This is a genomic window from Acetobacterium wieringae (genome assembly GCF_026646375.1).
In the GTDB taxonomy this organism is placed as follows: domain Bacteria; phylum Bacillota; class Clostridia; order Eubacteriales; family Eubacteriaceae; genus Acetobacterium; species Acetobacterium wieringae_A.
Genome location: NZ_JAIPPU010000007.1, coordinates 84,339 through 107,974 on the forward strand (window position 1 = coordinate 84,339; position 23,636 = coordinate 107,974).

Annotated in this window: 22 protein-coding genes and 1 pseudogene; 19 read left to right on the forward strand and 4 right to left on the reverse strand. The window is 42.5% G+C overall.

The annotated features are described in order from the left end of the window. The first annotated feature begins 12 nt into the window (after positions 1-12). The 6 genes from Q7P33_RS08150 (at position 13) to Q7P33_RS08175 (ending at position 6,009) form a co-directional block, all read left to right on the forward strand. Entirely contained in the window at positions 13-2,472 is a 2,460-nt protein-coding gene (locus Q7P33_RS08150; protein WP_303869150.1) for a heavy metal translocating P-type ATPase, read from the forward strand. 27 nt (positions 2,473-2,499) lie between these two features. Continuing rightward, on the forward strand, positions 2,500-3,174 hold the full coding sequence (locus Q7P33_RS08155; RefSeq protein WP_286947553.1) for a hypothetical protein: 675 nt from the start codon (positions 2,500-2,502) through the stop codon (positions 3,172-3,174). A gap of 23 nt (positions 3,175-3,197) precedes the next feature. Beyond that, positions 3,198-3,413, forward strand: coding sequence for a cation transporter (locus Q7P33_RS08160; RefSeq protein ID WP_286807488.1), 216 nt, complete (start codon positions 3,198-3,200; stop codon positions 3,411-3,413). Between the two features lie 35 nt (positions 3,414-3,448). Then, a complete protein-coding gene (locus Q7P33_RS08165) occupies positions 3,449-4,849 on the forward strand; it encodes a cell wall metabolism sensor histidine kinase WalK (RefSeq protein ID WP_303869156.1) in 1,401 nt (466 codons plus the stop codon). 11 nt (positions 4,850-4,860) lie between these two features. Then, positions 4,861-5,172 carry a CC/Se motif family (seleno)protein gene (locus Q7P33_RS08170; protein ID WP_303869158.1) on the forward strand — a complete coding sequence of 104 codons (312 nt, stop codon included), beginning with the start codon at positions 4,861-4,863 and terminating at the stop codon, positions 5,170-5,172. 123 nt (positions 5,173-5,295) lie between these two features. Next, a complete protein-coding gene (locus tag Q7P33_RS08175) occupies positions 5,296-6,009 on the forward strand; it encodes a response regulator transcription factor (RefSeq protein ID WP_303869160.1) in 714 nt (237 codons plus the stop codon). A 4-nt stretch (positions 6,010-6,013) separates the two neighbouring features. Here Q7P33_RS08175 and Q7P33_RS08180 read toward each other — a convergent pair whose 3' ends face one another. The 3 genes and pseudogenes from Q7P33_RS08180 to Q7P33_RS08190 all read right to left on the reverse strand — a co-directional run bounded on the left by Q7P33_RS08180 (position 6,014) and on the right by Q7P33_RS08190 (position 8,819). Beyond that, the gene (locus tag Q7P33_RS08180; protein ID WP_303869162.1) at positions 6,014-6,799 is read right to left on the reverse strand and encodes a tRNA threonylcarbamoyladenosine dehydratase; all 786 of its coding nucleotides are present in this window, start codon (positions 6,797-6,799) and stop codon (positions 6,014-6,016) included. Positions 6,800-6,855: 56 nt separating this feature from the next. After that, positions 6,856-7,674, reverse strand: a pseudogene (locus Q7P33_RS08185) (tRNA 2-thiocytidine biosynthesis TtcA family protein); the annotation flags it as partial. A 20-nt stretch (positions 7,675-7,694) separates the two neighbouring features. Further along, positions 7,695-8,819 (reverse strand): cysteine desulfurase family protein, encoded by a 1,125-nt coding sequence (locus tag Q7P33_RS08190; RefSeq protein ID WP_303869164.1) that lies wholly within the window; start codon positions 8,817-8,819, stop codon positions 7,695-7,697. 280 nt (positions 8,820-9,099) lie between these two features. Between Q7P33_RS08190 and cysK the strand changes: the two genes are divergently transcribed. The 13 genes from cysK (at position 9,100) to Q7P33_RS08255 (ending at position 23,161) form a co-directional block, all read left to right on the forward strand. Further along, positions 9,100-10,029, forward strand: a complete 930-nt coding sequence (gene cysK, locus Q7P33_RS08195) for a cysteine synthase A (RefSeq protein WP_303869166.1) — start codon at positions 9,100-9,102, stop codon at positions 10,027-10,029. Beyond that, positions 10,029-10,463, forward strand: a complete 435-nt coding sequence (locus Q7P33_RS08200) for an Rrf2 family transcriptional regulator (RefSeq protein ID WP_070371988.1) — start codon at positions 10,029-10,031, stop codon at positions 10,461-10,463. Before cysK ends, Q7P33_RS08200 begins: the two co-directional genes overlap by 1 nt. A 244-nt stretch (positions 10,464-10,707) precedes the next feature. Continuing rightward, the gene (locus tag Q7P33_RS08205; RefSeq protein WP_070371987.1) at positions 10,708-11,373 is read left to right on the forward strand and encodes a corrinoid protein; all 666 of its coding nucleotides are present in this window, start codon (positions 10,708-10,710) and stop codon (positions 11,371-11,373) included. A 48-nt stretch (positions 11,374-11,421) separates the two neighbouring features. Then, entirely contained in the window at positions 11,422-12,501 is a 1,080-nt protein-coding gene (locus tag Q7P33_RS08210) for a uroporphyrinogen decarboxylase family protein (protein ID WP_070371986.1), read from the forward strand. 153 nt (positions 12,502-12,654) lie between these two features. After that, a complete protein-coding gene (locus tag Q7P33_RS08215; RefSeq protein WP_303869170.1) occupies positions 12,655-13,608 on the forward strand; it encodes a GTP-binding protein in 954 nt (317 codons plus the stop codon). Between the two features lies 1 nt (position 13,609). After that, complete coding sequence (locus Q7P33_RS08220) at positions 13,610-14,281, forward strand: DUF1638 domain-containing protein (protein WP_303869173.1); 672 nt, start codon at positions 13,610-13,612, stop codon at positions 14,279-14,281. A gap of 52 nt (positions 14,282-14,333) precedes the next feature. Then, complete coding sequence (locus tag Q7P33_RS08225; RefSeq protein ID WP_303869175.1) at positions 14,334-15,356, forward strand: uroporphyrinogen decarboxylase family protein; 1,023 nt, start codon at positions 14,334-14,336, stop codon at positions 15,354-15,356. 5 nt (positions 15,357-15,361) lie between these two features. After that, entirely contained in the window at positions 15,362-17,047 is a 1,686-nt protein-coding gene (locus Q7P33_RS08230; protein WP_303869176.1) for an ASKHA domain-containing protein, read from the forward strand. A 632-nt stretch (positions 17,048-17,679) separates the two neighbouring features. Beyond that, the gene (locus tag Q7P33_RS08235) at positions 17,680-18,963 is read left to right on the forward strand and encodes an O-acetylhomoserine aminocarboxypropyltransferase/cysteine synthase family protein (RefSeq protein ID WP_303869178.1); all 1,284 of its coding nucleotides are present in this window, start codon (positions 17,680-17,682) and stop codon (positions 18,961-18,963) included. A gap of 149 nt (positions 18,964-19,112) precedes the next feature. Next, on the forward strand, positions 19,113-20,033 hold the full coding sequence (gene metA / locus Q7P33_RS08240; RefSeq protein ID WP_303869180.1) for a homoserine O-succinyltransferase: 921 nt from the start codon (positions 19,113-19,115) through the stop codon (positions 20,031-20,033). After that, positions 20,030-21,067: a uroporphyrinogen decarboxylase family protein gene (locus Q7P33_RS08245; protein ID WP_303869181.1), complete on the forward strand. Its 1,038-nt coding sequence runs from the start codon at positions 20,030-20,032 to the stop codon at positions 21,065-21,067. The genes metA and Q7P33_RS08245 overlap by 4 nt, the downstream gene beginning before the upstream one ends. Positions 21,068-21,087: 20 nt before the next feature. Continuing rightward, the gene (locus tag Q7P33_RS08250; protein ID WP_303869183.1) at positions 21,088-22,248 is read left to right on the forward strand and encodes a PLP-dependent aspartate aminotransferase family protein; all 1,161 of its coding nucleotides are present in this window, start codon (positions 21,088-21,090) and stop codon (positions 22,246-22,248) included. A gap of 1 nt (position 22,249) precedes the next feature. Then, positions 22,250-23,161, forward strand: coding sequence for a PLP-dependent cysteine synthase family protein (locus Q7P33_RS08255; RefSeq protein ID WP_286809323.1), 912 nt, complete (start codon positions 22,250-22,252; stop codon positions 23,159-23,161). A 93-nt stretch (positions 23,162-23,254) separates the two neighbouring features. Here Q7P33_RS08255 and Q7P33_RS08260 read toward each other — a convergent pair whose 3' ends face one another. Continuing rightward, the gene (locus tag Q7P33_RS08260; protein ID WP_303869187.1) at positions 23,255-23,593 is read right to left on the reverse strand and encodes a DUF2325 domain-containing protein; all 339 of its coding nucleotides are present in this window, start codon (positions 23,591-23,593) and stop codon (positions 23,255-23,257) included. Positions 23,594-23,636 lie beyond the last annotated feature (43 nt).

A 23,636-nucleotide genomic window follows, 5' to 3' on the forward strand; every position in this document is an offset into this window, starting at 1 on the left:
GGAGGCAATTTTATGAAAAAAGAAACAATCAAAATAACAGGCATGACCTGTGCGGCCTGTGCCGCCAGAGTTGAAAAAGTTGTCAGTAAGATGGCAGGGATAACCAGTGCATCAGTGAATTTTGCCACCGAAAGCCTGTCGGTAGAATATGATGAGGGCGTGGCTTCCCGGCAAAAAATCAATGAAGTCATTGAAAAAGCCGGATACGGTACGGTCGAAATCAGTACAATCAGTGAAGTGACAATCCCGATTGGCGGGATGACCTGTGCCTCTTGTTCGGCTCGGGTCGAAAAGGTTTTAGGGAAGCTTGAAGGAATCACCAGTGCTACTGTTAATCTGGCAACGGAAAAAGCCACCGTTCACTACGATACCCAGCAGATTAAACTTTCTACCATTCGCCAGGCCATTGAAAAAGCCGGGTATCAGGCGCTGGAAATTGAGAAAAAAACGGCCATTGATGAAGACAAACTGAGGAAGGAAAAAGAAATCCGAACCCTCAAGACTAAATTAATCGTGTCGGCAACTTTCGGGATTCCGCTGCTTTATCTGGCCATGGGGGCGATGATCTGGTGGCTACGACTACCGATTCCCAGCTTTCTGGAGCCGATGCAATATCCGCTGACCTACGCCATCGTGCAAATTATTCTGGTGATTCCAATTATAATCGCTGGCCACCGTTTTTATAGTGTTGGTTTCAAAGCCATCATCCAGCGCAGTCCCAATATGGATTCATTGATTGCGATGGGAACCTCGGCGGCGATTCTCTATAGTCTCTATTCGGTTTATCAGATCAGCATTGGTAATTTCGGGGCCGTTGAAGATTTGTACTTTGAAACCGCCGGAGTTATCATTACCCTGATCCTGTTAGGAAAATATCTGGAAGCGGTATCCAAAGGGAAAACGTCCGAAGCGATAAAAAAACTGATGGGTCTGGCACCTAAAACGGCGCTTGTCATCCGGGATGGTGTCGAAATTGAAACACCCATTGATGAGGTCGAAATTGACGACGTGATCCTGGTCAAACCGGGGGGCAAAATTCCGGTCGATGGGATCGTCATTGAAGGAAACACCGCCATTGATGAATCGATGCTTACCGGAGAAAGTATGCCCATCGATAAAAAATCTGGGGATGCGGTATACGCTGCCAGTATTAACAAAAATGGTGTAGTCAAATTTAGAGCGACAAAAATTGGCGGCGATACTGCCCTGGCTCAAATCATCAAGCTGGTGGAAGATGCCCAGGGTTCAAAGGCACCGATCGCCCAGCTGGCCGATATTGTATCCAGCTATTTTGTTCCGATTGTCTTTGTGATCGCAGTGCTGGCCTTCGCTGGTTGGTATTTTACCGGTCATACCTTTGTCTTTGCGATGACCATCTTTATTTCGATTCTTGTCATCGCCTGCCCTTGTGCTCTTGGTCTGGCAACCCCTACGGCGATCATGGTGGGTACCGGAAAAGGTGCTGAGTATGGCATTTTAATTAAGGGTGGCGAAGCCCTGGAAACCACCCATCTTATTGATACCATTGTTTTTGACAAAACCGGCACCATTACTGAAGGCAAGCCTGAGGTAACTGACATTGTCACCACAAATGGGATTGAGCGGGATTGGCTTCTTCAAATTGCAGCATCCGCGGAAAAAGGATCAGAACATCCGCTGGGTGAAGCGATTGTCCGCGGCGCCGAAAAAGAAAGCCTGGAAATGCGTACAATTGATACATTCAAAGCAATACCAGGATATGGGATTGAAGTAGAAGTTGATGGTTCCCGTTTGCTGCTGGGCAATCGAAAAATGATGGATCAGAACAGTATTTCTTTGATCACTCTGGAAGCAGAATCTGATCGGCTGGCAGAAGAAGGCAAAACCCCCATGTACATTGCCATGAATGGCCAATTGTCAGGGATTATTGCCGTGGCAGATGTAGTAAAGGCAAGTAGTAAAGCAGCCATTGCCAAACTTCATGAAATGGGGATCGAAGTGGCGATGATCACTGGCGACAATAAAAAAACCGCTGAAGCCATCGCCAAACAGGTTGGCATCGATCGAGTCCTGGCCGAAGTTTTGCCCCAGGATAAATCAAATGAAGTAAAAAAACTCCAGGCCGAAGGCCGAAAAGTGGCCATGGTTGGAGATGGCATCAACGATGCACCGGCTTTGGCACAGGCAGACATTGGCATTGCCATTGGCTCCGGTACCGATGTTGCCATGGAATCCGCCGACATTGTGCTGATGCGAAGTGATCTGATGGATGTACCCACCGCCATTAAACTCAGCAAAAGTACCATTCGCAACATCAAGCAAAATTTGGTTTGGGCATTTGGTTATAACGTTGCCGGAATCCCCATTGCCGCCGGACTGCTCTATTTGTTTGGCGGACCATTGCTGAACCCCATTTTTGCAGCGGCGGCCATGTCCCTGAGTTCGGTTTCGGTACTCACCAACGCCCTCCGATTAAAAGGGTTCAAACCATAAAAAAATATTTAACAAGGAGAAAAGACCATGAAGAAGAAAATTATTTTAGCCGGGGCAGCCCTATTATTGTTAGTTGTCCTATCCGGTTGTCAGCAAACTGATGTTGTCGGCAAGACCTCCATCACATCCTTTGATGCGGTGCTTCAGGCCATTCCCAACCAAATTGCCGAAGATGAGATGAATGGAGGCTGGGCACTATCGGCACCGGATGGAACCGCCCGTTTTATCTGGAGTAAGGATTACAGTAGCGGAGCCCCTCACGATGTGATGCTGGAAGTTGATGCTAAACCATTTCTCGCAGCTGGACTTGATGTCACAAAGCTTCCCGCCGGAATGCTCGTTGATGATAAGATTATGGTCGGGACAATGTTAGGGGATGAAAAATTAACCTACAGTGGCGAAGTGACCCCGCTGGCATCCTATGAACAGCTTGTCAATCTGAAACGTGATCATATTAAATATCACACCGCCCTTGACCATTATGGGGTTGACATTGGTGATGGGAATATGTTTGAATGGGCTAAAGACCTGAGTACCAATGATAAGGACATTGTCTTTGTTTTAAATCCACAGATTTTTATTGATGCCGGCGTTGATCCGGATAAAGTTGAAGGCTGGGTTTTCGCCAAGGTCAGTGCCGAAGACGAAGATAAAAAACCAATTGAAGTGGATAAATTTTTAAAACCGTTTAATATTAAATAAACTAGAAAAAAGAGGTGTACAAAATGGAAAGAATAATTTTAAATGTCGAAGGTATGTCGTGTGCTCACTGTGAAAGAGCTGTAAAAAATGCAGTTGGCGAACTCGACGGAGTTGAGCGTGTTATTGTCGATCTTACTGGAAAAACTGTGGCAATCGAATATGAACCGGGTAAATTAACCTTTGAGAGCTTCAAAACTGTCATTGAAGAAGAAGGATACCATGTGTCAGGAAAAATATAACTAATTCATAATTAGTTATGAACGAGGAGATTGCTATGGAACATAGCTTAAGAACAAAACTATCGTTGACGATTGCCCTGATTATGTTACTTACTGTTGCCACGATCAGCTTTTTATCAAACATTTTAATTGAAAAAGAATTCACTAATTATCTTACCATTCAACAAGAGAAACGAACTCAGGAAATAACAGATAGTTTGAGTCAGCAATATGATATGGACACCAAAACCTGGAACGCAGATTTTGTCCACACCATCGGGATGTATGCCCTTTATGACGGGTATATTGTCAAGGTTTATGATTTACAGAATCAGACGATCTGGGATGCGGAGACATGTGATATGTCCTTATGTACAGCAGTGATGGATGATATTTCACATCGCATGAATACGAAATATCCGCAAATGAATGGTGAATTTATGTCAAAAACCATCTCAATCACTAAGAATGGTAAAGTCATTGGAACGGCAGATATCAGCTATTTTGGACCATACTTTTTAAGCGCAGATGATTTTCAGTTTTTGAATGCACTTAATACAGTATTAATCGGAATTGGCGTTTTCTCACTTGTTTTTTCGGTTATTGTCGGGTCAATCCTGGCTAAACGATTAAGTCGCCCAATCTTACATACGGTCACTGTAACAAAACAAATCTCTGAAGGTGATTACGATGTACGAATCACAGAAGTTTCAAAAACCAGGGAATTAAATGACCTCATTGTTGCTGTTAATCATTTAGTTGACACATTGGGAAAACAGGAGTCACTAAGAAAACAGTTGACCGCTGATGTAGCTCATGAACTGCGAACCCCTCTTACATCGATTGGAACCCATATTGAAGCCATGATTGAAGGGGTATGGGAACCTACAAACGAACGCTTGAAAAGTTGCCATGATGAAATATTGCGCATAGGTAAAATTATCCAAGATTTAGAGAATTTGGCAAAAGTTGAAAGTGATAATTTAAAGCTTGATAAAACACAGATTAATCTGAATGCGTTATCAGAAAAAGCAGTGGCGAACTTTGCCGCAGAAATCGATAAAAAGAAGTTGAACGTATCGATTGAGGGGGAAAGTTCAGACACATATGCTGATCAAAATAGAGTCAGCCAGGTTATCATTAATCTAGTTTCAAATGCTGTAAAATATACACCGGAGCATGGTATCATTAAAATTTTTATTTCTGAAGATAAGCAGTTTGTTCGATTATGTGTCAGTGATAATGGGATTGGGATACCAGAAGATGAACTCCCCTATGTTTTTGAGCGCTTTTATCGGGCTGATAAATCTAGAAATCGTATGACCGGTGGTTCAGGAATTGGACTGGCCATTGTTAAGTCAATCGTTACTGCCCATGGAGGAATGGTTGAGGCCGAAAGTCACTTAAACGAAGGCAGTAGTTTTGTTATCAAGCTGCCGAAAAATAAAATGGAATAGGAGTAAAAAAGATGGACAGATCATTTGAGCTTAAAATAGACAATGCAGTTTTAGACTACATGCGAAAAAAAAGAAAGAGTAATTTAACACTAACCATCAGTTCTACAGGTGGCGGTTGCTGTCCAACTTTTGAGGTTTCTGAAGTTTCACTTGTAAAGCCAGATCAATTGGACGCATTTGACATCTTTCAACAGGATGATGTTACCCTATATATCAGCAAAAATGCAAGGGTGATACGGTCGACACTGCATTTTATACTTAAAAAAAATTTGATTGGGGCAACGATCCAAGTCGAAGGTTTAAGTCTAAAAAAGCGGGATTAATGCTACCCATGCGAGTTACCTGTAGTATAATGAGAAAAGTGTCACAAGAAGATTTCATACACGTGATGATCGAAGACGTTGATGTTCAATTGAGCAACTGGGAAGTATAGAGGTTTGGCAATAATGAACAATCATTTAAAAAAAGTACTTATTGTTGATGATGAAACCAAAATAATTGAGGTGGTAAAGTCTTTTCTGGAAAGTAAAGGCTTTACCGTCTTTACGGCGGAAAATGGTAAACAAGCCCTCGATATCTTTGACCGGGAAAACATTGCGATCATCGTCTTAGACCTGATGCTTCCGGATATGACGGGCGAAGAAATTTGTATTCAGATCAGAAAAAAATCCCGGGTGCCGATTATTATGCTTACTGCAAAAATTGAAGAATCAGATATGCTTAAAGGTTTGAATATCGGCGCAGATGATTATATTACGAAACCATTCAGTTTAAAAGCCCTAAATGCCAGAATTGAAGCAGTTCTGCGCCGATCAAGTGATGATCTGGTCCCGCTTTATAATAAGGCTTCTTTCAATGGCGGTGATTTGGAGGTTGATTTTGAAAGTCATCTGATCAAAAAGAATCAAGTGGAAATTAATCTTACTCCAAATGAATATAAACTACTGGCGGCGTTAATAAAATATCCCAATAAGGTTTTTACCCGGGAGGATCTAATCAGAGTAGCGTTGGGTGATGAATTTGAAGGATATGATCGGGCCGTGGACAGCCACATTAAGAACCTGCGTCAAAAAATAGAAAAGGATCCCAAAAATCCGGTGTATGTCCTGACTATTTATGGGATTGGTTATAAATTCGGGGGTGAAACCCCCGAAACATAGGCTATCAATAAAGTTTTTCCACGCCCTTGTGGTTAATTTGAAAAGCGAGATCCTTGATCACTTCGCCTGCTAAAATCAGACCCGCTACCGACGGAACAAAGGAAATGCTGCCGGGAATGGATCGTCGATCGGTACATTTTCGTTCAGTTCCCGGTGGACAAATACAATTGGATTGACAGCTATTGGCTAAATTTTTTATTTGTTTAATCGGTTCTTCCGTTGAAAACACAACTTTTAAATGCTTAATCCTTCGTTTTTTGAGTTCTTTTCGCATGATTTTGGCGACCGGACACATACTGGTTTTATAGATATCGGCAACCTTAAAAAGCGTCGGATCTAATTTGTTTCCAGCACCCATACAGCTGATGATGGGTGTTTTTGCGTTTTCAGTTTGGAGCACCAACTCAATTTTGGCCGAAATAGTATCGATGGCATCAACCACATATGAGTAGGAAGAGAAGTCAAAATTATCAGCGTTTTCAGGTAAAAAGAAGCATTGCTGTGTATTGACCTGAGCATTGGGATTGATATCCAGAATCCGTTGTTTCATCACCTCGACCTTATTTTGGCCCACGGTTTTTCGGGTGGCGATCAGCTGGCGGTTGAGATTTGTCAAACAGACCTTATCGTCATCAATGAGATCAAATGAGCCAATGCCGCTGCGGGCAAGGGCTTCGGCAGTATAACTACCCACTCCGCCAATGCCAAAGATGGCAACGCGTGCCTGCGCCAGTTTTTCCATGGCATCCCCGCCAAGTAATAATTCAGTTCTTGAAAATTGGTTCAACATTAAAAAATCTCCGTTCAGATATTAATGGTTTAGTTTTTTTGTTTTTATTTACAGAATCAGCTATCATAATCATCTAAAAAATGATGTTTAACCCCATTTTGCTTATAGGAAATAATCGTATTGAGATTGACGTTCTCGACGCTTTTAAAAATATTGCTTTCGATATAAGGGCTGGTTTGGCGGAATTTTTTCAGCAGCGTTTTCATTTCCTGGCGCTTGGAGGCTCCGCCTTCATTGTCTGATATCATACAATTTTCAGTAAAGCGGCAGGCACATTGAATAAATTGCAGGTCGTTATGCAACTTCCAGCTGATGATGGCCTCTTCCCGAATCAGATACATCGGTCGGATTAACTCCATATGCTCAAAATTGCTGCTTTTTAGTTTGGGCATCATGGTCTGTATCTGACCGCCGTAAAGCATGCCCATCAGGATCGTCTCAATGACATCGTCATAATGATGGCCCAGGGCGATTTTATTGCATCCCAATTCTTTGGCGTGATGATACAGATGACCCCGGCGCATCCGGGCACAGAGATAGCAGGGTGATTTTTCAATATCGGCCACTGAATCAAAAATCTGCGATTCGAAAACAGTTGCTTCAATATTCAACAGTTTCAGATTTTTTTTGATCATTTCCCGGTTGATCGGGTTATAGCCCGGATCCATTACCAGAAAAACCAGTTCAAATTCGAATTTATTGTGTTTCTTCAGTTCCTGGAATAGCTTGGCCATCAGCATGGAGTCTTTTCCGCCAGAGATGCACACCGCAATTTTATCACCTTCCTTGACCAGCTGATATTCATTGATAGCACTGGTAAAGCGGCACCAGATACTGCTGCGATACTTCTTTTTTAAACTTTTTTCTATTTCTTGATAACGTTCCATGATAACTCCTACTTTTTAGTTAAACTTTTATAACAATAATCAAAGATGTCCATAAACTCCTGCAATTCACTGTCAGTGGTTAAATGGCAAAGACTGATCCGCCAGGAAGATCTGGCCAGATCCTTGCTTCCGGTGACTGTCAGAACCGATCGTGAGGGAGTGTTGTCGGTGGAACAGGCTGATTTGGTCGAAACGCAGACTTTCCGGTCGCTCAGTGCAGCCTGAAATGCTTGGGCTTTGACGCCTTTGACACTGAGATTAAGAATATGGGGAATAGCATGTTCAGTACTGTTGAAAGCTACTAGCGGATACGCTGATAACTGTTTTTTTAACCAGTCGTTTTTTACAGTAACCTGGGTCAGCCGTTCTTTCAGCTCAGCCATGCACAGTTCAAGGGCTAGCGCCGTTGCCCCGGCACCAGCGGTAAAAGGCGTGCCGCTGCGATAATAACTGGTGCTGGTGCCCCCATGGATTTGTGGTTCAAGGATCAGGCTTTCGCTTTTTAGCAGCACACCCATGCCATTCAGGCCGAAAAACTTGTGGGGTGAAAAGGTAACCAGATCAATTTGATCTAAATGAATTGGTATTTTACCGACAGCCTGGGTGGCATCCACATGAAAAAAGCAATTGGGATAAGCGGCAACAATCGTTGCAATTGATGGGATCGGTTGACAGATTCCCAACTCGCTATCAACATAATTGATAGAGACCAGGATTGTATCTTCTCGAATTAATTCATTGAAATGATCCAGGTCAACAGTGCCATCTTTTCTGATCGACACCAGATCAATTTCATAACCAATCGATTGAAGCTGCTTGAGGCTGCCGCTGACTGACGCATGTTCCAGACAGTTAGAAATGATATGGCGGCCTACTTCACGATAATTTCTGGCCACACCCTTAATGGCCAGGTTATTGGCTTCAGTGGCTCCAGAGGTGTAGATAACCTCCGAAGTTAAACAATTCAGCAGATTTTTTATTTTGATAGTTGCTTGTTTAATCAGTTGCTTGGCATTTTTCCCGGATAGATGGGTGCCGTTAGCATTACCAAAAGCAACTTGATTGATTTGGCAAAATAAATCAAGCACTTGGACATCAACTGGGGTGTCGGCAGCGTAATCTAAATATATCAAGTCGTAACTCCCTTCTAAAAAACCAAAACGGTTAATAACTTCTAAAATGACTCAAAAAAATACCCAGATGATTAGTATGAAATCACCAGGGAATTATCCAATTATACTACAAGAGACGTACATTAACAATTGAATATTTTTGTTTTAAGATTTATCTGGGTATCATAAAACAAAATACTGGCTCTAAAAATAAAAAAAAGTATTGACAAGAAAATAAAAGGGAAATATAATAAAATCATATAGAAATAATATGATATAAATAATGAAAAGAGGTATCACGATGTCAAAAATTGCAAAAAATCTGACCGACCTGATTGGAAATACACCGCTGCTTGAACTATCAAATTATGAAAAGAATTTGGACTTAGAGGCAAAAATCGTAGCCAAACTGGAATACTTTAATCCCCTTTCTTCGGTTAAAGACCGAATTGGCTTTGCGATGATTGATGCAGCTGAAAAAGCAGGTTTGCTCAACAAGGATTCAGTCATTATTGAGCCTACCAGTGGCAATACCGGTGTTGGTCTGGCTTTTGTTGCTGCAGCTAAAGGCTATCGTTTAATTTTAACCATGCCTGAAACAATGAGTATTGAACGACGAAATCTGGTTTCTGCGCTCGGCGCTGAACTGGTTTTGACCCCTGGTTCACTGGGAATGAAGGGTGCTATTGCCAAGGCTCAGGAACTGGCGCAAAGCACCCCCAATGCCTTCGTGCCACAGCAATTCGAGAATCCAGCCAATCCTGAGATTCATCGAAAAACGACGGCGGTTGAGATTTGGGAAGACACCGATGGGGAAGTCGATATTTTTGTTGCCGGAATTGGAACCGGTGGAACCATTACCGGGGTTGGCGAAGTTTTAAAAGAAAAGAAACCAGGGGTGAAAATTGTCGCCGTTGAGCCGGAAGCTTCTCCCGTTTTATCAGGTGGAAATCCTGGGCCACATAAAATTCAGGGAATTGGTGCCGGGTTTGTTCCAGGGGTGCTCAATACCACTATATATGATGAAGTCATTAAGGTCAGTAATGAAAATGCGTTCCAGACCTCCAAAGAAATTGGTCGACGGGAAGGATTGTTGGTCGGTATTTCTTCTGGGGCTGCCATCTATGCAGCCACCGAATTGGCAAAACGACCCGAAAATAAAGGCAAGACCATTGTGGTTTTATTGCCGGACACCGGTGAACGTTATTTGTCAACGGGCTTGTTTCAGTAATGAAAATTTCCACTAAGGGCAGGTATGCCTTGCGTTTAATGCTGGACCTGGCGATTAACAACACCGGGGAATACATTCCCATTAAGCGGATTGCTGAACGCCAGGAGATTTCAGAAAAATATTTGGAACAGATTATTACCCAGATTTCACGAGCTGGCTTTGTTCGTAGTGTCCGGGGATCTCAGGGGGGGTATCAACTGGCCAATCCCCCGGAAGATTATACTGTTGGCATGATTGTCAGACTTTTGGAAGGTGAATTATCACCAGTTATTTTGAGCGACGAGGCAGGGAATTATGAAGAAGCAGATCGTCACGTCACCGCTGATGTTTGGCAGGAAATTAAAGATGCCATTGATCAGGTAGTCGATAATATTACCCTGGCAGAACTGGTCAGACGTTACCATGAAAAAGGTAATTGTGAATATTTTATCTGATTTAGTCCACTATAGTTAAGTTTAAAAAAAGAAAAATCGAAGAGATCAGTCGGTTTCAAGCGATTCACAGATGAATTAAAAATGGCAGGATTTGAAGCATAGCACGCTTTCAATCCTGTCTTTTTTTAATACATAAAATCATATCAGAATAGTACAAAAACGTATTGACAAATACAAAAGCATCACATATAATAATCCTACCAAACATATAGGAGATATATGTTAACAGGGAGGAGATTAGTAAATGTCATTAAACAAACAGGAATTATTTGATAAACTGGCAGCTTCAATTGTGGATATGGATGAGGATCTAACCATTGAACTCAGTAACAAGGTGATTGCCGAGGGCGTGGATGCGTACGAAGCGATTGTTAATGGCTTGACCGTTGGCATGAACCAGGCTGGGAAGTTATTTGATGAAGAAGAGTATTTTGTACCGGAATTACTGATGTGCTCAGATGCCATGTATGCCGGGCTAAATTTATTAAAGCCTCATATCAAGGTCAATTCACACGAAACGAAAAGAAAAGCCGTCATAGGCGTGATCGAAGGAGATACCCATGACATTGGTAAAAACCTGGTAAAGATTATGCTGGAAACAGGTGGTTATGATGTGATTGATCTTGGACGAGACATTGCCCCGGATACTTTTGTGGAACGGGCTAAAGAAGAAAATGCCGAGTTTATATTTATCTCAACGCTGATGACAACAACCATGGAAGGAATGAGCGAAGTTGTTGAAATTCTTAAAGAGCAGAAAATAAGAGAAGATTATAAGGTATTAATTGGTGGTGGGCCGGTTTCCCAGTCTTATGCAGATAAAATTGGCGCCGACGGCTACGCAGAAAATGCGGCAGAGGCCGTGAAGTTGGCAAATAACATTGCCGCCGCTTATGGCAATGAGCTCTAAAGCGTACTCAAGTAAATTTGCAAGACAATTAAATGGAGGAAATCATCGATGTCATTAATACAAAGAAATGAAGAATTATCGTCTCTGGAACGGGTCGTGCTGACCCTGCAGCGTAAAGAAGTCGATCGAATCCCGGCGATTCCCCTGGTTTGCGGTGCCTCTTATCGGGTGACCGGTTCCCGCTATGATAAATGGTCTCAAGACGCTGAAATTGCCACCCAAAGTTTACTGGCAGCACAGGAACTAATTGGTCAGGATGCCTTTTTGTTACTGGTTGACCTCTCAGTGGAAGCGGCAGACTTTGGGCAGGAAATTATTTATCCAAAATTCAGCACCGCCTATCCTGATTTTAACAACCAATTTATTAAGACTCCAGGGGAATATGAAAAAATCGAAAAAATAAATCCCCGGGAAACGACTCGGATGAAGCAGGTCATTGATACGGTTAAGGGTCTATCAGCTGCTAAAGGCAATGAAGTCGCTATTTTCGGATTTGTTTATGGTCCACTGGGCGTTTTATCACAGATTAGAGGTCATAAAGAATTGTTTGTTGATTTGATCAAGCATCCTGAGGAGGTTTTGGCGGCAGTTGATGTGATTACAGATGTACTGATCGAATATGCCGAAGCTCAGATTGAAGCCGGGGCCCATTCCATTGTCATTGATCCGCTGTACTCTTCAGGAACAGTTTTAAGAAACACTACCTGGGAGAAATTTGAAGGCCCTTATCTAAAACGACTTGCCGATGCGATTCGGGCGGCCGGTTCGGCAGTGGCCATTCACAATTGCGGTGGTGGTGTTTATTTTGAAGAAGTTATCAAGTGGTCTGATCCGGTGGCGATCTCAGTTGCCTATCCGGCCCATGGTGCCAAAGATTGGGAAGAACATGCAAAAACCTGGGGTGACAAGATTATCACCATCGGATATTCCGATCCCGCCGAAACCGGTCTGGTATTTACTGCAGATGAGGTGCTCGAAGATGTTAAAAGACAACTGGATCTGTTCAAAAAACACAATGCTGGTTTTATCCTTTCTTCTGGCTGTGAGTTCCCGCCCAATGGTAATTTATTAAATGCTGCGGCAATGGTGGAAGCTTCCAGACGATACGGGCGCTGGTCGATAAAGTAATTTTCAAACAAATTAAGTACAGAAGCGAAATAATTCAATATAGCAATAAAAGTGAATTAAGTCCAGGTGATCAATGACAACAATTTAAAAGGATTGTTGTCATTGTGTTTATAAATGACAAGTTCAATGATTAACAGATAGGAAAGTGATCGTATGACAATACAAATTGATATTTTTTCTGGTTTTTTTGGTGCCGGTAAAACCACATTAATTAAGAAGCTGATCGATGAAAACGTGTATTCTAAAAAAATAACGCTGATTGAAAATGAGTTTGGCGAAATTCCAATCGATGGGGCATTTCTAAAAAAATACAACATTGAAATAAAGGAAATCAAGGCCGGGTGTATCTGTTGTTCTACCGTAATTGATTTTACCAATACTTTGCGAGAAATCATTAAATCGAAAGAAACAGAAAGAATCATCATTGAACCGTCGGGAGTTGGTAAACTGTCTGAAATCGTCAAGATTGTCAAGAAACTGGAAGAGGATGATGACATTCATCTCAACCTGGTGATTGCTGCCGTCGATGTGACCATGTATGAGGAATTCACCGAGTTGTTCAGTGAGTTTTATGGGGACCAGATCAGTCACGCCAGTACCATTCTCTTAAGTCGAACCCAGAACGTCGATGATGAGGAGTTAGGCAAGGTTGTTTCGAAAATACGGGAGATCAATGAGACCGCATCGATTGTAACCACGCCCTGGGATGACTTAAGTGGCGTTGAGCTGCTCGGTCTTTCCGAAGCGGATGGACAACAAATTTCCCGGGATGAGGATTTAAGTGCGTTTGATCTGGAATTTGATGATGACCACGATCACGACGATGACGATCATAATCATGATATTTTTACAAGCTGGGGTATCGAAACGCCAAAGATATTTCCGGAAACTCAATTAAGAAGTATCTTTGAAAGTTTGAAGGATGAGGCGGTTTTTGGAAAAGTGGTTCGGTCAAAGGGCAAGGTACAGATTGATACAGTTAATTGGGTGGAGTTTGACTTTGTTCCCAATGCCCTGGAAATTAGAGCGTCCGAACCCGATGAAATCGGGCGGATTACCGTAATTGGCCATGATCTGAATCAGGCCATTCTGGACACCATTTTCTGATATGCGTATCAAAGTGATTGCCTGTGAGGTCATGCAGGAAGAAATAGAGAAACTGATGCCCGTTCCTGAGCGGGATTTTGAATTTGTCTCGATGGACTTTCATTTATACCCCCAGAAACTAAAGGTCGAGCTCCAACGGCTTATTGATGCGTCACAGAATTATCGGAAAATTATCCTGGCATTTGGTTTATGTGGTGGGGCTGCTAATGGTTTAATTTCTAAAACCAGTGAACTGATTATTCCCAGAGTACATGACTGTATTTCGATCTTTATGTGCTCAGATACCTGTAGAGCCTGTGATTTTCAGAGTGAAATTGGAACTTTCTATCTCAGCAATGGCTGGATGATTACTGAAAAAAGTATTCTCTCGGATTACCGGCGTATTTATGACCGTTTCGGTGAAAAAAAAGCCAGACGAATGCTGGAAAAAATGTATGATGGCTACAAAAAAGTGCTGTTTATTGAAACATCAGCAGAACCTAAGGATGAGGTAATTGAGCAATCCCGAGAAATTGCAAAGCTGTTTGAGGCGGAATATCAGACGGTTAAAGGTGAAATCGGCTTTATTGAAAAAATTATAACCGGTCCCTGGGATGAAGCCAATTTCATAACGCTACTCCCAATGCAGGAAATTTCCGAAGCAGATTTTTCAAAAAATGCTGGAAGAGCATGACATTTCAAAAGATTATAGAAGCCTGCAAATAAAAAGAAATGAGGAATTTTAGATGAATGATTTAACCCCAAAAGAACGGATCCTCCGTTCCTTAAACAAAGAATCCGTTGATCGGGCACCGGTTATCTGTCCCGGTGGGATGATGAATTCAGCCATCGTTGATGTAATGAATAAAACTGGCCACACCTTACCGGATGGCCATCACAATAGTCAATTGATGGCAGAAATTGCCAATGACGTTCAGGAGAACACTGGTTTTGAAAACTTCGGTATTCCCTTTTGCATGACCGTAGAAGCAGAGGTACTGGGCAGTGAAATTAATTATGGCACCCTGGCCTGTGAACCAAAAATACAAAAAGAAGTGTTTCCTTCGGTTAAAGATGTCATTTATCAGGACTTGGGTGCGATGGCCAAAAATAAACGGGTTAATGCGATTATTCAGGCAACCTATCAGTTGTCAAAAGAATATTCGGACACACCGGTATTTGGCAGTATCACCGGGCCGCTCAGTACCGCTGCATCACTGGTTGACCCGATTCCGTTTTTAAAAGAACTCAGAAAGAATCCTGCCGAAGCCCATCGGGTGGTTGATTATGCCACCAATCATATTATCGAACTGGCCAGGCTGATGGTCGAGAGCGGCGCCAGTGTGATTACCATTGCTGATCCCACCGCTACCGGAGAAATACTGGGACCGGCGATGTTTGATGAATATGCGGTACGTTATCTCAATAAGATCATCGATGCGATCCATGAAACCAATACTCCGGTCATTGTTCATATTTGCGGAAAAATGAATGCGGTCAGAAAATTTGTGCCGGCAATTAAGTCTGATGCGATCAGCACCGATTCCTCCATCAGCTTGAAAAAGTTGAAAGAAGACTATCCTGAATTAACCACCATGGGGAACCTCAGTACCTATCTGCTGGAATTTGGTGAAGCCGAAAAGGTTGCCAGACAAACCGAAAAACTTAAATTGGATGGCATTGATATTATTGCGCCAGCTTGTGGACTCAGTACCTCCACACCGCTGATAAACATTACCGCAATGACGAATCGGGTAAAGGGGGCGTAACGATTATGGTAAAAGTAAATTTTATCGGCGAGAACAAAGCTATTCTGGTGGAAAAAGGCACGACGATTTTAGCAGCGGCCCAAGAACTGGGGATTGTAATTGAATCGCCCTGTAATTCCGAAGGGGTTTGCGGAAAATGTAAGGTTAGAATTTCCGAATCAAGTATGAAAAATGTCGAAGAATACGGAAAACATCAATTGTCAGAAGAAGAAAAAGAACAGGGATTTGTGCTTTCATGTCAAACTTCTGTGACCGGTCATGTTGATGTTAAGGCCGTTGCGAAAAATCGTAATAAAACCCTGCAAATATTAAACCACGGTCAGAGCTTTGATATCGACGTCAATAGTTTTATTAAAAAAGAATATACCAGCAATGGAAAGACGATTGTAACTGCCGGTGGCAAGGTTTTAGGTGAAGAAGACGGGGACACTACGACCCAGAATTATGGCGTCGTTGTTGACATCGGAACGACCACGCTGGTGGCAACACTTGTCAATATTAACACTGGTGAAGAACTGCACTCCGTCTCAGCCCTAAATCCCCAAAGCCAGCATGCTCAGGATGTTTTGTCGCGGATTAAATTTGCCTCTGATGAAAAGGGGCTGGATGCGATGTACTCAATGATTATAAAGGAATTGAACAAGCTGATTGAAAAAGCAGCCAGACACACTGGTGTTTTACAAAAGCATATTTATGAAGTGATTTTTAGTGGCAATACCTGTATGATACATTTGGCTGCCAACGTGAATCCTTATTCATTGGGTAAATACCCCTATACTCCAGCCATTACCGGGGGAAGCAGCTTAAGCTACAAAGAACATCTCCTGGATATTTCCAGGCTGGGATCAATTTATCTACCGCCGATTATATCTTCCTTTGTGGGGCCAGATATCACATCCGGTGTTTTGGCAACCCGGCTTCAGGATAAAGAACAGGTTACTTTATTTGTCGACATCGGAACCAATGGTGAAATGGTCTTGTCTGATCATGGCGCATTAACGGCGACATCAACCGCCGCCGGACCGGCATTTGAGGGGATGAATATTTCTTATGGAATGCGAGCCGAAAAAGGCGCAATTGAGTATTTTGAAATTGACGAAAACGGCGAGATTGACATCCGAACCATTGAAGATGGCGAAGCTATTGGTATTTGTGGTAGCGGTCTGTTGGACATTGTGGGGGAACTCGTGGTTCATAAGGTGATCGACAAACGGGGCAGACTGGCATCTCCAGATAATACTGATTTGAAACAGAGCCTCAGAAACAGACTGGTCAAAATCGATGGAAAAATAGCCTTTGAGGTTGCCAGTGGGGTATACCTTACACAAAAAGATATCCGGCAGGTACAGCTGGCTAAGGGCGCAGTGCGAGCAGGTATTGAGTTTTTAATGGATGCAAAGCAACTGCGACCCGAAGATGTTGACGAGATTCAAATTGCTGGTTCGTTTGGCTTTCATCTGCGGGCTAAGAGCCTGATAAATATCGGACTGCTACCAAAAGAATTTGAAGGCAAAATTGACTTTGTCGGCAACACGTCAAAATCCGGAGGACTGGCTTTTTTACTCAATCAGAAATATCGCGATGAGATGGAAAGCCTGGTCAACGAGATTGATGTCATTGAATTGTCCAATGGCGAAAATTTTGATCGGATTTTTGTTGACTGCCTGTCTTTCGACAAGAAGAGTGCCTGAGCTCAAGTAAATTAATGAATACAGAAAAAACTGTTTCCAAGGTTCAACTGACAAGTGGATTGTGCATGGAAACAGTTTTTTACTATTAAAACCGCAAGGGATTTCAAGTTACTCCTCCGGACGATACGACTGATGGAAGAATTTGGATTATCCAGATATTAAAAAATGAGGTCTGCAGAAGTCGAAGCGCTTTGGTCAGCAGCCATGATCAAATGATTATCGATCAAACCGATCAGAATTATTTGCTAGAAAACTAAAAAACTGATTGACAAACATCAAAAATTACGTTATGCTTGAATCATATCAAACATATAGGATATATATGTAATATTATTTTTTGGGAGGCAAAGCAATATGTTGAACAATGAATTATGCACTTTAGATGAGAGACACTTTTGCATGTGTTGCAGTAGAACGGAATTTCGGGACTATTGTTAGCATGATGAGATATTGCATTTGTCATTCCATTTAATGGCATTTGAATATTTCTTAAGAAAGGAGCTGCATCATTGAGTAAGTCAAAAAAGAGTTTTTTCAAAAGAATATTCAAAAACAATGAAAAAAATGACCAACAAAAGAATTTAACAGATCAAAATAAAGATAATTTAGAAAGAAATGAGAGGTTGACAAACGTGAGCGAAAGAAAATTAGGATTCGATACATTACAGGTCCATGCAGGACAGACCCCAGACCCAGTAACCGGAGCAAGAGCTGTTCCTATTTATCAGACAACTTCATATGTATTTAAAGACACGGCCCAGGCAGAAGGTCGCTTTGCATTAACGGATGCTGGTAATATCTACAGTCGTTTAACTAACCCGACTACTGATGCATTTGAACAACGGGTTGCCGCATTAGAGGGTGGTTCAGCCGGACTGGCAACAGCTTCTGGGGCCGCGGCGATTACCTATGCCATTCAAAATATTGCCAGTGCTGGAGACGAAATAGTCTCAGCCAGTACTCTTTACGGCGGAACCTATCATCTTTTTGCTGAAACACTACCTAAATTCGGTATCAATACAATCTTTGTCGATCCGGATGATCCGGAAAATTTCAGAAAAGCCATCACTGATAAAACCAAAGCATTGTTTATTGAAACCCTCGGAAATCCTGGCATTAACGTCATTGATTTTGATGCAGTTGGCAAGATCGCAGCTGAAAATAAAATTCCTTTAATCGTTGATAATACCTTTGCCACCCCATATTTATTCAAACCACTGGAACACGGTGCCAACGTCGTTGTTCATTCAGCGACAAAATTTATTGGCGGTCATGGAACATCCATCGGTGGAATTATTGTTGATGGTGGCAACTTTGACTGGACCAGTGGAAAATTCCCGGATTTCACAACACCGGACAAAAGCTACAATGGCATCAATTTTGCAGATTTGGGCCCGATTGCCTATGCAGTTAAGATTCGCGCTCAATTGTTGAGAGATACCGGAGCTTCATTATCGCCATTTAATTCCTTCCTGTTTTTACAGGGGCTGGAGTCTTTATCCTTAAGAGTGCAAAAGCATGTTGATAATACTAAAAAAATTGTCGAATTTCTGGAAAATCATCCCAAAGTCAAAAAAGTAAATTATCCTGGACTCAAATCAAATAAGTATTACGAGCTGGGTCAAAAATATCTGCCATTGGGAGCCGGTTCCATCTTTACATTTTCCATTGATGGTACGATTGATCAGGCTAAAAAGTTCATTGACAGTCTGGAAATTTTCTCACTTTTGGCGAATGTTGCCGATGCAAAATCCCTGGTTATTCATCCAGCTTCGACTACCCATCAACAGTTAAGTCCTGAAGAACAGGCAGCGGTTGGATTTGCTCCGGATGTGATCCGTCTATCTATTGGTGTTGAGGATGTTGATGATTTGATTTACGATATTGAACAGGCTTTGGAAAAAGCGTTGCAATAATAATTCCCCATCAAAAAAAATTGATTTTAAAACTGTAAGAATGGACATCCGCTGTTATTGCCAAGGCAGCAGATGTTTTCTTTTCGGGCTGATTAAGGTTTCAAATATTTACAAAAAATCCTTAACGATAAATGAATTGAGGTGTCACTATGCCAATTTGTGTAAAAGAAGGTTTACCGGCCATTGAGACCCTTGCCAGGGAAGATATTTTTATCATGACTGATAAACGGGCGACGCATCAGGATATTCGGGTGCTTAATCTATTGATTGTCAACCTCATGCCAACAGTGATTGCAACCGAAACTCAACTGCTTCGTTTGCTCAGCAACACCGCACTCCAGTTGAATGTCGAATTCTTAAAAATTTCTGACCAGCTGACTGGCGATAAAACTGTAGATCATTTTAAACAGTTTTATCACAGTTTTGAAGAAATAAAAAATAACCACTACGACGGTATCATAATTACAGGGGCACCGGTTGAAAAACAAGAGTTCGAAGCAGTTGCTTACTGGCAGGAGTTGTGTGACGTGTTGGAATGGGCTAAAACGCATGTTTTTTCTTCACTCTATATTTGCTGGGGGGCTCAGGCGGCACTCTATTATCATTATGGTATCAAAAAGTCTGTCCCGTCGGCTAAGATTTCCGGAGTTTGTGCGTATGATGTAAATAATCGTCGACATCCCATTGTCAGGGGATTTGATGATTTCTTTTATGCTCCGCATTCCCATTATACTGCGATCGCCCGGGAAGATGTACTGACTATACCACAGCTGGAAATACTGGCTGAATCGTCGGAAGCAGGTGTCTATTTGATTTCCGATATTACGAATCGGCAATTGTTTGTTACCGGTCACTGTGAGTATGATCGGGTAACTTTAAAAAATGAATACATACGGGATTATTTACAGGGTTTAAAACCAGATGTACCTAAAAATTATCAGCTGAAAGGCGAATTGGGGATATCGGATCAGACGACCTGGAGTAGCCATGCTACCCTATTGTTTGCCAATTGGCTGAATTATTACGTTTATCAGCAAACACCCTATCATTTAAAGGAGTTGAGTTTTTGACACATAAAGAGATAATACTTGCAGGGATAGCCCTTAAGAAGACCCCGCGGCTTCCTGCTATGATCCTTTCGAGCGGGGTTTGGACAGATTATCGCAATGGTTTGACCCTTCAGGATGTGATGATCGGACAACCGCAAAAAATTGCCCAGACGATTATTGATGACAACAAAAAAGTTGGCTCAGATGTAGTTTGGGTTGCTGCTGATTGTAGCAATGTGATTGTCAAAGCTCTTGGGGGAAAATGCACCTTTAATCTGCTGGGAGAAGCTTCTACTATCGATGAGCCCCTGATTACCCGACCCGAAGATGTTGATCAGTTAAGGGTAGAGGATTTGGAGAATTCCCGGGAGATTGCTAACCTGCTGGAAACAGCCAGAATTGTTGTTGGTGAAATTGGTGACGAGTACCTGGTGGCAGTCAGTCAATGGGGTGCATTTACCTTGGCTGGGCAGCTGCTGGGGATGGATAATATGATGAAGACAGCCTTAAAGGATAAACCGGGACTAAACCATATCATGGAATTTACGGAGAGACTCCTGTTAAAATACTGGAATTTGTTCATAGATGCCGGAGTCGAAATGGTCAATCAGGCTGAGCCGCTATCATCCGGTGATGTCATTTCAGCAAAGCTATTCAGAGAAGCATCCTTTCCCCGCATCAAGTCGGCCAATCAGGCTATCAAACGCATCAGCACCCGATCTCTGCACATCTGTGGCAATACGACAAAGGTTCTTGACTTAATTCCCGAGACCGGAGCCAATTTATTTTCGATGGACTACAAGGTCAATTTAAACGTAGCCAGAGAAAAACTGTCCGGAAAAATGGCCTTTGGCGGTCAGTTGGATCCAATTCGGGTGCTGCTGGAGGGGACCCCGGAAGAAATTGAAGCGGAGTCACTAAGCTGCATCAGAGATGGTGGAGCAACAGGATTTGTGTTGATTCCGGGTTGCGATATTGCACCGCAAACCAAACTTGAAAATGTTCAGACAATGATTCAGACGGCGCATCATTTTGATGTGACAGAAATATATTAAAAAGTTTGAAGGAGACAAGCATGAGTAAGTATAGTAATTTAAATTCACAGTTGATTCACGGCGGTATTGATGGCGATGAAAAAACCGGAGCCGTAAATGTCCCTATTTTTCAGACCTCCACCTATAAGCAGGATGGGCTGGGAAAAGATCGGGGTTACGAATATTCCCGATCGGGTAATCCCACCCGGGAGGCTCTTGAAGCCCTGATTGCCGAATTGGAGGGGGGAATCGCCGGCTTTGCCTTTGCGTCTGGCATGGCAGCCACCACGGCGGTACTCAGTCTTTTTAAAACTGGTGACAAAGTAATTATTTCCAGTAATGTCTATGGCGGTACCTTTCGGGTGCTCGATAAGGTCTTTAATAACTTTGGATTAACCTATGAAATTGTAGAAACAGCCGATCTTAAGCTGCTTGAAGACAGTTTGACCGAAGACGTTAAAGCAATTTTTATCGAAAGTCCGGCCAATCCACTCCTTACCATTACCGATATTGCGGCGGTAGCAGAGATTGCCAGAAAGCATGGCGTTTTAAGTATTGTCGACAATACCTTTATGACTCCCTATCTTCAAAGACCGATTGCCTTAGGGGTTGATATTGTTGTTCATAGTGCGACAAAATACCTGGGTGGTCATAGTGACTTAATTGCCGGTCTGGCGGTTGTCAATGACGAAGCCCTGGCAGAACGGCTTTGGTTTATTCAAAATGCCACTGGCGGGGTATTGCAGCCCTTTGATTCGTTTTTGTTGATACGGGGCATTAAAACTTTGGGTGTGCGAATGGATCGACATATTGAGAATGCTACATTCATTGCCGAGGCGTTACAAAAAACGCCTGGGGTTAAGGCCATTTACTATCCCGGCTTACCGGATGGTCAGGGGTATGCGATCAATAAAAAACAGGCTGACGGACCAGGTGGGATGCTCTCCTTTGAGTTGGATGAAAAGTATAATATTAATAAATTTGTGGAGTCGCTGAAGTTAATAACCCTGGCCGAAAGTCTGGGCGGCGTTGAATCCCTGGTTTGCCATCCTTCCAGTATGACCCATGCATCGATTCCCTATGAAATCCGGCAAAAAGTCGGCATTGTTGAAAACCTGATTCGTATCTCGGTTGGGATTGAGGATAAACACGATATTTTAGCGGATTTGGAACAGGCATTTGCGAAAAGTTTAGAGGCATAAGATGGCGTATTATAATGATATCAGAGAATTGATTGGCAATACGCCAATGGTAAAGCTTAACCAGTTTCAGGTAAAAAAAGGGGTAAATATTTTTGCCAAGCTGGAACTCTGGAATCCTGGCGGCAGCGTCAAGGATCGGATTGGGGTAGCGATGATTGAAGATGCCGAAAACAAAGGGTTGCTTAAACCAGGTGGCACAATCATTGAAGGCACCGCCGGTAACACGGGTCTCGGCGTGGCCCTGGCCGCCATCAATCGGGGTTATCGGGTAATCTTTGTGGTGCCAACTAAATTTTCAGTGGAAAAACAGACGCTGATGCGTGCCTATGGTGGAGAAATTGTGAACACGCCCCGTGAACTGGGAATGCAAGGAGCTACGAATAAGGCCCGGGAGTTATTGAAGTCAATTCCCGATGCCATTTCACTACAACAGTTTGAAAACCCATCGAATCCTGGTATTCATTACGACACCACCGGACCGGAAATTTTTAATGATCTCGATGGAAACATTGATTATCTGGTAGCTGGTGCTGGCAGTGGCGGCACCTATTCCGGGGTGGTGCGTTATTTGAAAGAAAAAAATCCCAACATCAAAGGGATTTTAGCAGATCCCTACGGTTCAATCATGGGCGGCGGGACAGCCGGTTGCTATGATATTGAAGGGATAGGCAACGACTTTATTGCCAACACAATGGATATGACCCTGGTTGACGAGGTTATCAAAGTGGATGATCGAACCGCCTTCGATTTGGTACGATTACTGGCAAAAAAAGAGGGCATTATTGCCGGAACTTCATCTGGCGCAGCACTCTACGGGGCACTCAAACTGACAGAAAAAATTGAGCAAGGCAATATTGTTGTGATCTTTCCTGATCGTGGCGACCGTTATTTCAGTAAGAATTTGTATGAGTAGGGAATCAAGATAAAAAAAGTGATTTTAGCTTTAATTTATAAAGCTTCGGTTAGACGATTCGAACCGAAGCTTTTTGTTCTCCTAAATTGTTTGTTAATGATGCACCGACTGTGATTGGGATAAATGGTTGGGGCATCCCTGGCAGGTAGTTTTCTGGCAATGGTCGGCAAGGATTTTCTGCAGAGCGCAGGCACTACTGCTGTGGGAACGGACAATTGAAGTCCCGGTTTTTTCGCCGCTTTTGATGGCATTGTGAATCATCTTGTGCGATACCGTATTGGTAAAAAGTACGAGCAGGTCGGGGCTGCCAATGACATTTTTCATATCTGCTGGCATTTGGGTAAAAACCTTAACCTTATACTGATAGCTTTTGCATATTTCTTTATATTTGCATACCATTCGGTCATGCCCTCCAATAATAACAATCCCCATAATTCAAACCTCCTCATATTATTCATATAATATTTATATGAAT